Source organism: Clostridium moutaii (genome assembly GCF_041205085.1).
Classification (GTDB): Bacteria; Bacillota; Clostridia; order Clostridiales; family Clostridiaceae; genus Clostridium_B; species Clostridium_B moutaii.
Genome location: NZ_JBGEWD010000010.1, coordinates 21,882 through 36,435 on the forward strand (window position 1 = coordinate 21,882; position 14,554 = coordinate 36,435).

Genomic DNA, 14,554 nt, shown 5'->3' on the forward strand with positions numbered 1-14,554 from the left:
AATATGTTGGGCAGTAGTGTTTTTTCTTTTTTAAAAATTATTGTAGAAAATGATGTTGTTAAAATAGGAAGAATATCCATATACAAAGAAAGTATTTTTAATTTTGCAGAAGTGATTTTTAAAATAATATTTATATTGATAATTATGTATTTAGTCATTAAGTTGGGAAGTAGAATTATAACCAAGTATGTTTCCAGACAGAAGGATTTTAGAATTTCATTAAATGATAAAAAGGCTAAGACAGTTGGAGCTGTTTTAAAAAGTATATTGAGATACTCAGTATATTTTTTTGGAATATTTACTATAATTACAGTAATATCACCAAAGGCAGGTGCTACCGGTTTGACTTTTGCGGGAATAGGTGGAGTGGCAATTGGTTTTGGTGCTCAAAGCTTTATAAAGGATGTTATCAATGGCTTTTTTATACTGTTTGAGGATCAATTTTCAGTTGGAGACTACATTAATATAGATGACAAAAGCGGTGTTGTGGAAAGCATAGAGCTTAGAATTACTAAAATAAGGGATTTTAATGGGGATTTGCACATAATTCCCAATGGCATTATTACAAAAGTTACTAATCATTCCAGGGGAAATATAAGAATTATTGTAGATACAGATATTTCTTATAATGAAAATATTAATGAAGTTATAAAATTAATGTCCAATTTATGTGATAAATTTAAGGAAGAAAATAATGCCATTACAGAAGGACCTGTTGTTCAGGGTATTACAAATATAGAAGATGATAAGGTAACAATCAGAATATCCGGTAAAACTAAACCAATGACACAATGGAATATGGAAATGAAGCTTAGAAGGGAAATTGGAGAAATGTTGAAGGCAAAAAATGTAAAAACTCCTTGCTTATCAATAAAATTATTAAAGGAGGGATAAGGCATGAAAAAGGTTTTTTATATGGGTGATATAGTAGAAATGAAAAAGGGTCATCCCTGTGGAAGTAATGAATGGCAGATAATAAGGCTTGGAGCTGATATAAAAATTAAATGCTGTGGATGTGGAAGGATAGTAATGCTTCCAAGAAACAAATTTTCTAAGAATGTAAAAAAAATTATTAAACAGAATGCTGTTGACACAAAAACTCCGTGAAAAGTGAAATATAAATTAATTGATTTTATATTTCATGAGTGGTAAAATAAGAAATTGTAGTCCCTGCTGTGAAAGTTACAGCCATTAGTCCAGAGGGAGGAGGTGGAATCAATGAAAAAATACGAAACTATATTTATATTACATCCATCATTAGATGAAGAAGCTTTTAAATCTAATGTAGAAAAGTTCAAAGGTGTAATAGAAAATGGTGGAGGAGTAATAGAAAACGTTGATGTTTGGGGTAAGAGAAAACTTGCCTATGAAATAAATAAGATTAACGAAGGATATTATACCTTAATAAATTTTAATGGCGATTCTGAATTGCCAAAAGAATTAGATAGAGTGTTTAGAATTACAGATACAGTTATAAGACATATAATAGTAAAGGATGAAAAATAGGTGGTGTTTTAATTGAATAAAGTTGTTTTAATTGGAAGATTAACTAAAGATCCAGAGCTGAGATTTACACCAGGAATGGGTAAAGCAGTTACCACCTTTACTATAGCCGTTGATAGAAGGTTTTCTAAAGATGGACAGAAAGAGGCAGATTTTGTTCCCATTGTCGTGTGGGGAAAACAAGCTGAATCTACGGCAAACTATATGAGTAAAGGAAAGCTTATAGGAATTAGCGGTAGAATCCAAACTAGAAGTTATGAAGCTAAAGACGGTAGTAGAAAATATGTTACTGAAGTTATTGCAGAAGAGGTTCAATTTCTTGAATGGGGAGAAAAAACTTCAAGAAACTCACATAATGAGAATTTAAATGAAAATTCATCTGCAGATGCGGATAAAAACAAAGGTTTTAATGAAGAGATTTATGGAGAGGATATTACACCGGTTGATGATGGAGATATCCCATTTTAAAAGTAAGGAGGATAAGCTTATGGCAAATAGAGAAGGCGGAAGAAAAAGCTCTGGAAAAATGAGAAGATCCAAAAGAAAAGTTTGTGCTTTTTGCGCGGATAAATCTGAGTTTATAGATTATAAAGACATAAATAAATTGAGAAAATATGTTACAGAGAGAGGAAAAATTCTTCCAAGAAGAATTTCTGGAAACTGTGCAAAGCATCAAAGAGAGCTTACTGAAGCTATAAAAAGAGCTAGGAACATAGCGTTGTTGCCTTTTACAACAGAATAAATTTGAGAAGTGAAGAATTTTTATTCTTCACTTTTTTATATTTTAAATAAATAATAATTTTTAAATTACTATTTTAGCTTAATATTATATTCTAACTTATGTATAATATTATTATACATAAGTTAGAATTATAAAATAGAATTTATTGTATAAGAATATGAAAGAAGCTAAAATGGAATCAGAGGTTGGGAGGGAGATTGTATGAATAAGGAGAATTTTAACATAATGTATAATGTTAAGATAATAGAAGACTTAAAAGCAGATCTTTTGTGCATAATAGGAGATTTTTTTAAATTGCTTACAAGAGGAAGTAATGTAGCACAGGAATCTATACTGGATTGTATTTCCGGGGCAATAATAATTTTATATTTACTTGCAGAAAGATTGGGATATTCTCATACAGCAGTAGATGAAACCATGAAAAAGAAATTAAAAATTGGTATAATTGAGGAAGATAAAATAGAGCAACATGGAAAAGATTTAAGTAAATTATATAATCATCTCAAAGAAAAGGATTAACGGAGGTAAAAATGCAAAAAAAGATGTATGATACGAAAGCTCTAATTGAAGCTAGTTTGACCACAGCACTTACAGTAGTAATAATGCTCATAAGTATATATGTACCTGTATTTTCTATATTTGCTAATTTCATATTGCCGGTACCTATAACAGTATTGTATATTAAACAAAATTATAAGGTTACTTTGATTTCTATCATAGCAAGTGGTATATTGATATCAATGCTTTATAATCCTATAGCTGCATTATCTTTAATAGTGTCAATAGGATTGACGGGAATGACTTTAGGGTATTGTATAAAAAACAAAAAAGAATTTGGAACTACCATAATACTTTTATCTATATCAATGGCGGTGGGAATGATTTTTTATCTAGTTGTCTATGTAATGCTCATGAGTAAGGGAGGATTATATGGATTTGTCAATAATATGGTGGAAACTTTTAAGCAATCAATGAATTTGAGTAAGAGTATGTATGAAAAAGCCGGTGTATCCAGCAGTCAACTTGCTTCCGTGGAAAATATGGTCAAAGTATTTACACCAGAATATATTATGAAACTTATTCCTGCGGGAATAATAATTGTATCATTTATTTTATCATATCTAAATTACATAATAACCAGAGCCATACTTATAAAGTTAAAATATGAAGTTAATGAGATTAAACCTTTTAATCAATGGTATATGAATACCAGATTAGGTACTTTAGGGGGATTGATGCTTGTTATAGGAATATTGCTTAACAGAAAGAATATGGCTATTGGACAATATATGATTACCTCTTCAGAGCTTATATTACAGCTTATCTTTTTTATAGATGGATTAGCACTGATAACATACTATCTAATGAAAAAATTTAAAATGTCTAAAAAAATTACTGCTATCGTTATAGTATTGACGGCTTTATCCAGTTTATCATTATTTTATGTCTTAGCAGGATTTATAGATATGATATTTGATTTTAGAAAGCTTGACCCTTATAAAAAATTAAAAAAACAGTAACTGGGGGCTTATTTAATGGATAATAAGTACAATTACTTTATAAATAGTAGTAAAGTATACATGGTAATAATTGCAGTGCTTATTTTAATGTTAATACTATATGGAAATAGAACTATAGGCATTATAGCTACTTGTCTATATGTATTTCTCGTGATCTATAATATAAAGAATACCAGATCCAGAAAAGACAAATGGAAAGAATTTATAGAAAATTTTTCATCTAAACTTGATATAGCTACTAGAAGTACCCTTGTGAAATTGCCATTTCCTCTTGTTATAATAAAAATGACCGGTGATGTACTTTGGTATAATCAAAATTTTTCATTTATATTAAAGGGGAAAGATATATTAGGTCAAAATATTAAAAATATAGCTAGAGATTTTAACGTTAAACAGGCCGCAAATGGCAGGGAAAATATATTTAGATACATAAAAATTAAGGATAAACATTATGATATATATGCTAATATAGTTGATACTTCTGAAGACTCCAAAGATAAAATTATGATATTATATTTTTATGATGTAACAAATTCATATAGTATTATGACTTCCATAAATGAAAATAAAAGTACAATAATGCTTATGGAGGTTGACAATTTTGACGATGTTATAAAAACTATGGAAGAGGATGATAAACCTCTTATAATAGCTGAAATAGAGAGAACCATAAATATTTATGCCCAAAGTTTAAATTCCATGGTAAGAAAATATGAATCAAATAAGTATGTGTTCTGCATACAAAATAAATATATAGAAAAAGAAATGGAAAAAAGATTTGAAATACTTGATACTGTGAGAGAAATAAACATGGGAAATAAGCTTTCAGTAACACTGAGTATTGGTGTGGGCAGAGGCGGAGAAACTCCTCAGGAAAATGAGGAATTTGCAGTGTCAGCTAAAGAACTGGCACTTGGAAGAGGTGGAGATCAGGCAGTAGTAAAAAGTAAGGATAAGTTATTATTTTATGGAGGAAAAACTAAGGAAGTAGAGAAAAGGACTAAAGTAAAGGCAAGGGTGATAGCTCAGGCACTTGTAGATATAATAAAGGACAGCAGTAATGTATTTATTATGGGACATATCAATCCCGATATAGATTGTCTGGGTGCATCGGTGGGACTCCATAGTGTAGTCAGCCAATTGGATAAAGAATGTTTTATAATACTGGATAATAGCAATGAAAGTATAAAGCTTATATTAAATAAAATAAAGGAGGAAGAAGAGTACCATAATGTTTTTGTACACAGTAAGGATTGTGAAGATAAGATAAATGAAAATAGCCTTCTCATAATTGTAGATGTTTATAGTGAAGGGTATGTACAAAACATGGAGCTAGCCAGGAAGTTTAATAGAATGGCTATAATTGATCATCATAGAAAAGCTCCAGATTTTATAAAGAATTCTCTTCTGAATTATATTGAACCATATGCCTCATCTACCTCGGAGCTGATTACTGAGATGTTACCTTATATGATAGAAAAACCAAAAATAAAGGTAATAGAAGCAGAAGCTCTTCTTGCAGGCATATGTGTGGATACCAAAAACTTTTATTTTAAAACTGGAGTGAGAACTTTTGAGGCCGCATCCTTTTTAAGAAGATTGGGAGCGGACACTATAGATGTAAAAAAATTTTTTTCTGATGATCTGGATACTTACTTGAAAAGAGCTGAAATTATAAAATCAGTTAAAATATATAATAACATTGCTATAGCAGTGTGTCCTGAAAAAATAGGAAACATGTTATTGACTGCTCAGGCGGCAGATGAACTGCTAAATATTACAGGTATTCAAGCATCTTTTGTTTTTGTTAAAATAAAAAATGAAGTATTTATCAGTGGAAGATCTCTAGGCGATATAAATGTACAGATTATACTTGAAGCTTTAGGGGGTGGTGGTCATATGACTATGGCAGGAACAAAATTAGAATCTGTAACTATAGATGAAGCCTTGGAAAAATTAAAAAATGCTATAAGGAAATATGTTGAGGAGAGTGAAGATTAAATGAAAATTATATTACTAAAAAATGTAAAATCCTTGGGGAAAGAAGGGGAAGTAGTAAAAGCTTCAGATGGATATGCAAGAAATTATTTAATACCTAAAGGACTTGCTGAAGAGGCAAATGATGCAAATCTTCATATATGGAACAATAAAAAAGAGGCAGAAAGAAAACAGAAACTTTCAGAGATAGAAACAGCACAAAAACTTGCTGAAAGCTTGAAAGGAAAAGAAATAAATTTAACTGTCAAGTCAGGGGAAAACGGGAGATTATTTGGCTCTATAACTGGCAAAGATATTTCAGATGAACTTAAAAAGAAATTTAATATAGACGTAGACAAGAAGAAAATAGTAATCAATAATATAAGACAACTTGGTATCTATTATGTAGAAATCAAATTGTATCCTGAAATATCCACTAAAATAAAGGTAGTTATTGGAGAAAAATAAGGAGGAAAGTCTGTGAAACTACAATTTGTCGATGGATTAAATAAAGAACTTAATAACTCTATACCTGTAGATACTCAAATAAAAGTATTGAATAATTTATTAAAGAAAATGATGGATGAGGGTACTATAAAATCTAGAATAGTGAAGTATAAGCTTCAGAATTATATAGATAGTAAAAATGTATTGGAAAGACTATATGCTTTAAATAAAATAGTAAGTGATGGAAAAGGGTTGGACATTGTACCAGATCAATCAGATGTACATGATGCACTGGAAGATACTAATAATTGGATTGCAGAAGTACTGGCAGAAAGGTATGTTAGAAATAGCATTGAAAAAGAAGTGGAAAAAAATCTTACAGAACGTCAAGATAAATATATGGATGATATCAGGCTCAGTATTATAAAAAAACAAAAGGGACCTGAAAATGCAAAGACCTTAAAGAAATATGCAAAGCTGGAAGTGTTGGATTCTAAAGTATTTAGTAAAAATATCCAGAAGCTTTTAAGGCCTGAAACCTTTGAAGAAATTATAGGTCAGGAAAGAGCTATAAAATCAATACTCTCGAAAATAGCATCACCATATCCACAGCATATAATTTTATATGGACCACCAGGAGTGGGCAAGACTACAGCTGCTAGAATTGCACTGGAAGAAGCTAAAAAGTTGAAGTTTACACCTTTTAGCAAGGATGCAAAATTTGTGGAAGTGGATGGTAGTACTTTAAGGTGGGATCCTAGAGAAATTACAAATCCTCTTCTAGGTTCTGTACATGATCCTATATATCAGGGCACAAAAAGAGATCTGGCGGAAGTTGGAATACCAGAGCCCAAATTGGGACTTGTTACAGAAGCACACGGAGGAGTACTTTTTATTGATGAAATAGGGGAACTGGATGAAATGCTTCAAAACAAGCTTTTAAAAGTACTGGAAGATAAGAGAGTTGAATTTTCATCTTCATATTATGATCCTGATGATGAAAATATTCCCAAGTATATAAAATATTTATTTGAAAAGGGAGCTCCAGCAGATTTCTTGCTTATAGGAGCTACAACTAAGGATCCCAGTGAAATAAATCCTGCTCTCAGATCTAGATGTACTGAAGTTTATTTTGAACCTCTTTCTGCAAAAGATATAAAAAAAATAGTAGAAAATGCAGCTGTGAAGCTCCATATAGAAATTGAAGATGGTGTATCCGAGCTCATAAGTAAATATACTATTGAAGGAAGAAAAGCCGTTAACATATTATCAGATGCTTATGGTTATGTACTTTATAATAGCGGAGTCAGGGACTTAAAAGATGAAATCAGCATCTCAGTAGATGATTTAAAAAAAGTTATATCCATAAGCAGACTTGTTTCTTTTGAGGAAGTGACTTCAAAGAAAAAATATGAGGTAGGACATATTTATGGATTGGGTGTAATGGGGTATGTAGGTTCTACTATAGAAATAGAATCAGTGGCATTTAAGGCTAAGGAAAGTGGAAAGGGAATTGTAAGGTTCAACGATACAGCAGGAAGTATGGCAAAGGATTCAGTGTTTAACGCCGCTTCAGTCATAAGAAAGATTACTGATAAAGATATAAGCGATTATGATATCCATGTAAATATAATAGGAGGAGGGAAGATTGACGGCCCTTCAGCAGGAGCTGCTATTACGGCATGCATCATAAGCTCCCTTTTGGATAAACCTTTAAGACAGGATGTAGCTGTGACAGGAGAAATATCCTTAAGAGGTAATATAAAGCCTGTAGGAGGTATTTTTGAAAAGATTTATGGTGCAAAAAGAAATGGAATAAAAACTATATTGGTGCCTGAAGAAAATTTAAAAGAAGTACCTGCGGATATTGAGGATATAAAGGTCAAAGTCATATCCAATATTGAAGAACTTATAAAAATAGTATTCAAGTAGATATTATGGGTATTAGAGAGCTAAATAAATTTACTTATTATTAAAAGCTGAGGAGTGAAGTTTCCATGGATGTACCTTTTAAAAGCATACCTCATAATATAGAAGCTGAACAAAGTGTAATTGGTTCGATGCTCATTGATAAAACTGCCATAGTTGAATCTATACAAGTTTTAAAAATTGAGGATTTTTATAAAGATGCCCATAAAGTTATATTTGAATCCATACTTGATCTATATAAAAAGGATGTAGCTGTAGATATAATAACATTAACAGAAAATTTAAAATCAAAATCTAAACTTGAGGCCGCAGGTGGAATAACTTATATAAGTGAACTAAGTGGATCCATCGTGTCCACAGTTAATTTGCAATCTTATATAAAAATTATAAAGGATAAATCTACTCTTAGAAAGCTCATTAAAGCTTCTACAAAAATAATAGAAGAAAGCTATAATGGTCAGGATGATGTAGAAAAAACTATCGATATGGCTGAAAAATCTATATTTGATTTATCCAATAATATGAAGACTTCAGATTTTGAATCCATGAATGCTGTGCTTGAAAGAGGATTTTTAGAAATAGAAAGATTATTTAATAATAAAGGAGAAACTACAGGGATAGCTTCAGGATTTAGAGAATTGGATGCTAAAACTTCCGGTTTTCAAAAGGGAGACATGGTTTTGGTGGCAGCAAGACCTTCTATGGGTAAAACAACTTTTGCATTGAACATAGCGGAATATGCAGCTTTAAGAGAAGGAAAAAAGGTAGCTATATTTTCTCTTGAAATGTCAAAAGAGCAACTGGCATATAAATTATTATGTTCGGAGGCTCATATAGATATGCTAAAGCTTAGAACTGGAGATCTAGAAGATAAAGATTGGGAAAATATAGCCAGGGTTTCAGGACCTCTGGCTGCATCAAAGATATTTATAGACGATACGGCGGGTATATCAATTATGGAAATGAGATCTAAATGCAGGAGATTGAAAATAGAACAGGGTATAGACATTATAGTTGTGGACTATCTTCAACTTATGAGTGGAGGAAGAAGTTCAGAAAATAGACAACAGGAAGTATCGGAAATATCCAGATCAATTAAAGCTCTTGCCAAGGAGATGCAGTGTCCGGTTATTGCATTATCTCAGTTATCCCGTGCCCCTGAGGCAAGGACAGATCACAGACCCATGCTTTCAGATCTAAGAGAGTCTGGTTCAATAGAACAAGATGCAGATATAGTCATGTTTTTATATAGAGATGAGTACTATAATAAAGAAACAGAAGAAAAAAATGTAGCAGAATGTATTATTTCAAAACAGAGAAATGGTCCTACAGGTACTGTAAAACTGGCATGGATGGGGCAGTTCAGTAAATTTGGAAATCTTGATGTAATTCATCAGGAATAAAACAATAAGTCATTATAAAAATTATTCATAATGACTTATTGTTTTGATACTTATTTGTGGACAATAATATTATAAAATAAATTAATTTATATTTGATTATAATCAGGATTTGTATTAAAATAATAATGTGTCTTTGCTCCTATAGCTCAGTTGGTAGAGCAACTGATTCGTAATCAGTAGGTCACAGGTTCGACTCCTGCTGGGAGCACCAGATAAAACAACGGCTGTAATTTCTACAGCCGTTGTTTTTGCAATATTTTTCTAGGCTTTTATTTAAAGGTAATTCCCTCCGATTCCAGAAGGGACCTTTGAACTAAAATAGTTTGACTAAAATAAAACTAGCTTTACTTAAGCTAGTTTTATGAATGCCCATGTTAAAAAAGGATTGTTTAGTTATTTACAAGAGACTTTAAATATGGAAGCACCTTTGATTTATCAAGTGCCTTTAGAAGTATATACCCTAAAGTTGCTCCCATTAGGGATGCGGGAATGAAAAAGGGGATATAAGTGAAGACTGAAGTTTTGGGAAGTCCGTAAAAAGCTCTCATAAATGGGTATGAAATGATTGCACTTAAAATTCCTGTTCCAATTACTTCTCCCACTACTGCCCAGATGAATTTATGAAATTTTTTGTACAGCAGTCCTGAAAGAAATGCCCCTACTACAGCTCCTATTACAGCCAAAATTGTGCTTCCGTTTAATATCATTCTCATAAGTCCTGTCATAAGAGCACAATTGAATCCCCAGAGGGGTCCCAGAAAAACTGCACCTATGACATTTGCAAAGTGTTGAAATGGAGCCATTCTTGGAAAGGATACAAAAGTACTGAGTACGTAGGATATACTTGCCAGCAGTGCTGTAAAAACTTCCTTTTTGATAATGGATTTTTTCATTTTGTTTACTTGCCTCCATTCATTTCAGGATGATGTTTTTTCGTCTTTTTCTCAATACTCCAGACACCTTCTGGGTTGTAGCTTATTTTAATGTAGGACATTACACTTGGTGCCCCCTGTTCTATACAGATGATCTGACACCTTTTTACTATATCCATGAGCTGGTCATAATCACCTTCAATTGTGGTTTCAAAAGGGCCTACGAATATGTTCAAACCGGTACTCTTGATATAGGCAATAACTTTGTCCACAATGGAGATTACATCTTCACCCTCTACTTTTGGCAATACCTGAATTGCTACACTTGCATTCATTTTATCAATCCTCCTAGATATTATTTATAAATAAAAAAAGCATAAAAAGTAAATACGCCCGCGGTGGTGTACCCCTTTTCATGCTTTTTAAATTTGCATAAAAGTTATGTAGTGCTATTTATTTTGTTTAATATTATAAAAAGCTGTTCTAATCGTATAGATTAAAACAGCTTGATTCCAATATCAGAATTATGTTTTGACTTCCTACGACAGTATTAACTGACAGGTTCTAAGGGTCAGGTTTTTAATCCTTCTCAACTATATTAGTCCCCCTGTAACTACTATTAAATTTTATTTAATTATACCACTAATTTGCTGGGAAGACAATACCTGTAAAGGTATTTAAAATGGTAAATTTTTATCTAATTCTTTAAATGTGATATGAAAAGATGGAGATTCATTTCCTATAAAACGTGATATCTATTAATGTATGCTCAGCTTGACAGATCTAAATTTCAATTTAAAACAATAAAAGGAATGCAGAAGAAGATGTTAAAGGTCACCCACTGGTTATAGTGGGTATTTTTATATATAAAAGTTTATGATCATACTGCATAAGTATTTGTTAAATATATTTAACCATAATATAAACCTTTATTAATATTGGTGGGGTAGTATATATTTGTAAATAAAATTAATGGAGGTATCTAAATGGAAAAAGCAGCACAACAGATGAATTTAACTCAAAATAAAACTGTTGAAAAGAAAAAAATTATAAATATTTTGGAACCATATTTATATATTATCCCTTGCATAGGCATATTTATAGGATTTACTTATTTCCCATTTTTCAAAACTATATATTTAAGTTTATTTAATACAAATGCCCAGGGAGAGACAAGTTCTTTTGCTGGATTATCTAATTATGTTGATTTATTTAAAGATCCTTCTTTTATTAATAGCGTGATTGTCACTTTCAAATATGTCATTGTGACTACAATACCGTCTATATTAATTGGACTGATGTTAGCACTTGTATGTAACAACAAATTAAAATTCAAAGGGTTATTCAGCACTATGTATGCCATGCCTATGGCAGTGTCTTCCGCATCAGCTGCAATAATATGGATGCTTCTATTTAATCCAAGTATAGGGTTTATAAATTTTTTGTTTAAAAGGAATATAGGATGGCTTACGAGCCCGTTCTGGGGATTTATTGCAGTTTCCATAGTTGGCATATGGCTCAACAGTTGTATAAATTTTATTTTTATAACTTCTGGGCTTAAAAATATTCCGAAGAAGTTAATGGAAAGTGCATCTATAGATGGAGCAAGTTATTTTCAACAATTAAAAAATATAATATTGCCATGCCTTTCACCTACACTTTTTTTTGTACTGATTATCAATATTATAAATGGATTTCAAACCTTTGGACAGATAAATATAATGACACTGGGGGGACCTGGGGAAGCTACCAATGTACTTGTCTATTCTATTTATAGAAATGCGTTTTTTAACAACAGGTTTGGCATAGCAAGTGCGGAATCAATAATTTTGTTTTTATTGATGCTTGTAATAACATTAATTCAATTCAGATATGAGGATAAAAAGGTGTTTTATAAATAGAAACTAAAAATAAATATGGGAAGGTATAATATATGAAAAAAAGTATAAATAAAACAGTCCTTTATATAGTAAACACAGTATTTGGTTTGATAGCAATATCTCCTATTTTATATGCTTTAGCTATTAGCTTTATGCCCCCCGATCAGATATTTTCCTATCCTCCGAAACTGATACCTAAAAAATTATATTTTCAAAATTATATAGATGCACTAAATGCAGCACCTATAATAAAATTTATAATCAACAGTTTTATCGTATCTTTAGGAGTAACTGTAGGACAAGTTGCAACATCGTGTTTAGCGGCTTTTGCATTTTCATTTTTTAACTTTAGGGGTAAAAAAATATTATTTATAATCATTATTGCAACTATGATGATACCGGCGGAATCCATTATGATATCCAATTATTTGACCGTTGGATCTTTTGGATGGCTGGACAGCTATAAAGCACTTATCATTCCGTATTTAAGTGCTGCTATGGGAATATTTATGATGAGGCAGTATTATCTTACTTTTCCCAGAGAACTTTACGAGGCTGCAAAAATAGATGGTTGCAACAGCTTCAAGTTTTTTACTAGAATAGTGTTTCCAATGTCAAGACCTATTATAGGATCTCTTGGTGTGTACACTTTTTTAGTTACATGGAATCAGTATCTCTGGCCGCTGCTTGTAACCAGCAAAGATAGCAGCAGAACTGTGCAGATAGGTATAAGCATGCTGCAGTTTTCTGAAAATCAGTCTTTTGGATTGATAATGGCTGGTATTATAATGGTACTAATGCCTTCAATTATAATTTTCATATTTGGTCAGAAACAGCTCATAGAAGGAATGACATCCGGTGCAGTAAAAGGCTAATTATGAACTTATATAAATTACATGCAAGTAATCAACTTTGAGGGGAGAAAGATAATGAAAAAGAAATTTATAAGTTTATTAATGGTTTCATTGATGGCAGTAGGTGCCTTAACTGGTTGTGTCAATAGTGGAGGTCAGGCTTCAGGCGGCAGCAAACCTGTACAGATTACATTCTGGCATTCAATGTCCGGCAAAAATGGTCAGGCACTTACAAAGATGGTAAATGACTTCAACAGTTCTCACAAGAATATCAAGGTTAATGCACAATATCAGGGAAAATATGATGAAGCTATAAATAAATTGAAAAGTGCAGAAAGAACAAAAAATGGACCTGATGTCATGCAAACCTATGATATAGGTACCAGATTTATGATAGACAGCGGGTGGGTCAAACCGATGCAGGATTTTATAGACAGTGAAAAATATGATACATCAAATTTGGAACCAAATATAGAAGGATATTATACTGTAAATAATAAATTGTATTCAATGCCCTTTAATTCATCAACTCCTATACTATACTACAATAAAGATGCTTTTAAAGCAGCAGGATTGGATCCCAATAATCCACCTAAGACATTTTCAGAGCTTGAAAGTGCAGCAGCAAAATTAACTAAAAAGGATGGCTCTGGAAAAGTTACCCAATATGGATATTCAATGGCTATATACGGTTGGTTTTTTGAACAATTTATAATTAAGCAGGGACAAAATTATGCAAATAACGGCAATGGAAGGGAAAAAGCTCCAACAGCTGTAGAATTTGATAAAAATGGTTCAGGATTAAAAGTGCTAAATGAATGGCAGAAATTAGTTGAATCTGGTAATGCAGGCAATTTTGGAAGAAATGAAGATGATACGGAAAATGCATTTATAGCAGGTAAAACCGCTATGTATATTGAATCCACAGCGGATTTATCAGCTGTACTGAGCGGTGTTGGAGGAAGATTTCAGGTTGGAACTGGATTTTTACCATCCTTTGATGGAACACAGGATGGAGGTGTTTCAATAGGTGGGGCTTCATTATGGGCGCTTGACAGTAAAGACAGTGCAAAAGAAAAGGCAACCTGGGAATTTATAAAATATATGGTATCACCTGATGAACAGGCTTATTGGGCTACGCAGACAGGATATTTTCCTGTAACTAAAAAAGCCTATGATGTACAACTTATGAAGGATAATTTAAAGAAAAAACCACAGTTTCAAACTGCTATAGATCAGCTTCATGCGTCACCTAAAACAGCTAAAGGAGCACTTATGTCAGTATTTCCTGAGGCAAGGCAGACTGTTGAATCCAATATAGAGCAAATGCTTCAAAACAAGCAATCTGCTGAACAGGCTGTAAAAAATTCAGCGGACAGCATAAATTCGACTATCCAAAAATATAATCAGGATAATAAGAAATAATA

General features: G+C 31.9%; 16 protein-coding genes, 1 tRNA gene and 1 riboswitch. Of the genes, 15 read left to right on the top strand and 2 right to left on the bottom strand.

From position 1 onward, the window contains the following. The first annotated feature begins 3 nt into the window (after positions 1–3). The 12 genes from AB8U03_RS11145 (at position 4) to AB8U03_RS11200 (ending at position 9,732) form a co-directional block, all read left to right on the top strand. On the top strand, positions 4–894 hold the full coding sequence (locus tag AB8U03_RS11145) for a mechanosensitive ion channel family protein (RefSeq protein ID WP_369704633.1): 891 nt from the start codon (positions 4–6) through the stop codon (positions 892–894). A 3-nt stretch (positions 895–897) separates the two neighbouring features. Beyond that, positions 898–1,107 carry a DUF951 domain-containing protein gene (locus AB8U03_RS11150; protein WP_369704634.1) on the top strand — a complete coding sequence of 70 codons (210 nt, stop codon included), beginning with the start codon at positions 898–900 and terminating at the stop codon, positions 1,105–1,107. 111 nt (positions 1,108–1,218) lie between these two features. Next, the gene (gene rpsF, locus AB8U03_RS11155; RefSeq protein ID WP_369704635.1) at positions 1,219–1,506 is read left to right on the top strand and encodes a 30S ribosomal protein S6; all 288 of its coding nucleotides are present in this window, start codon (positions 1,219–1,221) and stop codon (positions 1,504–1,506) included. A 12-nt stretch (positions 1,507–1,518) separates the two neighbouring features. Next, positions 1,519–1,971 (top strand): single-stranded DNA-binding protein, encoded by a 453-nt coding sequence (locus tag AB8U03_RS11160; protein ID WP_369704636.1) that lies wholly within the window; start codon positions 1,519–1,521, stop codon positions 1,969–1,971. A 19-nt stretch (positions 1,972–1,990) separates the two neighbouring features. Then, entirely contained in the window at positions 1,991–2,245 is a 255-nt protein-coding gene (gene rpsR, locus AB8U03_RS11165) for a 30S ribosomal protein S18 (protein WP_369704637.1), read from the top strand. 201 nt (positions 2,246–2,446) lie between these two features. Further along, positions 2,447–2,764, top strand: coding sequence for a MazG-like family protein (locus tag AB8U03_RS11170; protein WP_369704638.1), 318 nt, complete (start codon positions 2,447–2,449; stop codon positions 2,762–2,764). Between the two features lie 11 nt (positions 2,765–2,775). Next, positions 2,776–3,765 carry a YybS family protein gene (locus AB8U03_RS11175; protein WP_369704639.1) on the top strand — a complete coding sequence of 330 codons (990 nt, stop codon included), beginning with the start codon at positions 2,776–2,778 and terminating at the stop codon, positions 3,763–3,765. Between the two features lie 15 nt (positions 3,766–3,780). Then, complete coding sequence (locus AB8U03_RS11180) at positions 3,781–5,766, top strand: DHH family phosphoesterase (protein WP_369704640.1); 1,986 nt, start codon at positions 3,781–3,783, stop codon at positions 5,764–5,766. Further along, positions 5,767–6,210 carry a 50S ribosomal protein L9 gene (gene rplI / locus AB8U03_RS11185; RefSeq protein WP_369704641.1) on the top strand — a complete coding sequence of 148 codons (444 nt, stop codon included), beginning with the start codon at positions 5,767–5,769 and terminating at the stop codon, positions 6,208–6,210. A gap of 12 nt (positions 6,211–6,222) precedes the next feature. Further along, positions 6,223–8,121: a Lon family ATP-dependent protease gene (lonC, locus tag AB8U03_RS11190; protein WP_369704642.1), complete on the top strand. Its 1,899-nt coding sequence runs from the start codon at positions 6,223–6,225 to the stop codon at positions 8,119–8,121. A gap of 65 nt (positions 8,122–8,186) precedes the next feature. Next, positions 8,187–9,521, top strand: coding sequence for a replicative DNA helicase (locus AB8U03_RS11195; protein WP_369704643.1), 1,335 nt, complete (start codon positions 8,187–8,189; stop codon positions 9,519–9,521). Positions 9,522–9,656: 135 nt separating this feature from the next. After that, positions 9,657–9,732 (top strand) — tRNA-Thr (locus AB8U03_RS11200). Positions 9,733–9,910: 178 nt separating this feature from the next. Here the strand turns inward: AB8U03_RS11200 and thiW are convergent. Together thiW and AB8U03_RS11210 are read right to left on the bottom strand one after the other, a co-directional pair. Continuing rightward, the gene (gene thiW / locus AB8U03_RS11205; protein ID WP_369704644.1) at positions 9,911–10,414 is read right to left on the bottom strand and encodes an energy coupling factor transporter S component ThiW; all 504 of its coding nucleotides are present in this window, start codon (positions 10,412–10,414) and stop codon (positions 9,911–9,913) included. 5 nt (positions 10,415–10,419) lie between these two features. Beyond that, the gene (locus AB8U03_RS11210) at positions 10,420–10,728 is read right to left on the bottom strand and encodes a thiamine-binding protein (protein ID WP_369704645.1); all 309 of its coding nucleotides are present in this window, start codon (positions 10,726–10,728) and stop codon (positions 10,420–10,422) included. Positions 10,729–10,912: 184 nt separating this feature from the next. Next, positions 10,913–11,012, bottom strand: a riboswitch (TPP riboswitch). 367 nt (positions 11,013–11,379) lie between these two features. On the opposite strand from AB8U03_RS11210, the gene AB8U03_RS11215 reads away from it, so the two are divergent. Genes AB8U03_RS11215 through AB8U03_RS11225 form a run of 3 tightly spaced genes read left to right on the top strand, consistent with a single transcriptional unit; the run spans position 11,380 to position 14,552 of the window. After that, positions 11,380–12,294, top strand: a complete 915-nt coding sequence (locus AB8U03_RS11215; protein WP_369704646.1) for a carbohydrate ABC transporter permease — start codon at positions 11,380–11,382, stop codon at positions 12,292–12,294. A gap of 32 nt (positions 12,295–12,326) precedes the next feature. After that, positions 12,327–13,148: a carbohydrate ABC transporter permease gene (locus tag AB8U03_RS11220; protein WP_369704647.1), complete on the top strand. Its 822-nt coding sequence runs from the start codon at positions 12,327–12,329 to the stop codon at positions 13,146–13,148. Between the two features lie 54 nt (positions 13,149–13,202). Next, on the top strand, positions 13,203–14,552 hold the full coding sequence (locus AB8U03_RS11225; protein ID WP_369704648.1) for an ABC transporter substrate-binding protein: 1,350 nt from the start codon (positions 13,203–13,205) through the stop codon (positions 14,550–14,552). The last annotated feature ends 2 nt before the right edge of the window (positions 14,553–14,554 follow it).

Coding starts and splice junctions, on each gene's coding strand:
- AB8U03_RS11210 (WP_369704645.1), bottom strand. CDS start 10,728: ATGAATGCAAGTGTAGCAATTCAGGTATTGCCAAAAGTAGAGGGTGAA.
- rpsR (WP_369704637.1), top strand. CDS start 1,991: ATGGCAAATAGAGAAGGCGGAAGAAAAAGCTCTGGAAAAATGAGAAGA.
- AB8U03_RS11145 (WP_369704633.1), top strand. CDS start 4: ATGTTGGGCAGTAGTGTTTTTTCTTTTTTAAAAATTATTGTAGAAAAT.
- AB8U03_RS11175 (WP_369704639.1), top strand. CDS start 2,776: ATGCAAAAAAAGATGTATGATACGAAAGCTCTAATTGAAGCTAGTTTG.
- AB8U03_RS11180 (WP_369704640.1), top strand. CDS start 3,781: ATGGATAATAAGTACAATTACTTTATAAATAGTAGTAAAGTATACATG.
- AB8U03_RS11215 (WP_369704646.1), top strand. CDS start 11,380: ATGGAAAAAGCAGCACAACAGATGAATTTAACTCAAAATAAAACTGTT.
- AB8U03_RS11225 (WP_369704648.1), top strand. CDS start 13,203: ATGAAAAAGAAATTTATAAGTTTATTAATGGTTTCATTGATGGCAGTA.
- thiW (WP_369704644.1), bottom strand. CDS start 10,414: ATGAAAAAATCCATTATCAAAAAGGAAGTTTTTACAGCACTGCTGGCA.
- AB8U03_RS11170 (WP_369704638.1), top strand. CDS start 2,447: ATGAATAAGGAGAATTTTAACATAATGTATAATGTTAAGATAATAGAA.
- AB8U03_RS11220 (WP_369704647.1), top strand. CDS start 12,327: ATGAAAAAAAGTATAAATAAAACAGTCCTTTATATAGTAAACACAGTA.
- rplI (WP_369704641.1), top strand. CDS start 5,767: ATGAAAATTATATTACTAAAAAATGTAAAATCCTTGGGGAAAGAAGGG.
- AB8U03_RS11195 (WP_369704643.1), top strand. CDS start 8,187: ATGGATGTACCTTTTAAAAGCATACCTCATAATATAGAAGCTGAACAA.
- rpsF (WP_369704635.1), top strand. CDS start 1,219: ATGAAAAAATACGAAACTATATTTATATTACATCCATCATTAGATGAA.
- AB8U03_RS11150 (WP_369704634.1), top strand. CDS start 898: ATGAAAAAGGTTTTTTATATGGGTGATATAGTAGAAATGAAAAAGGGT.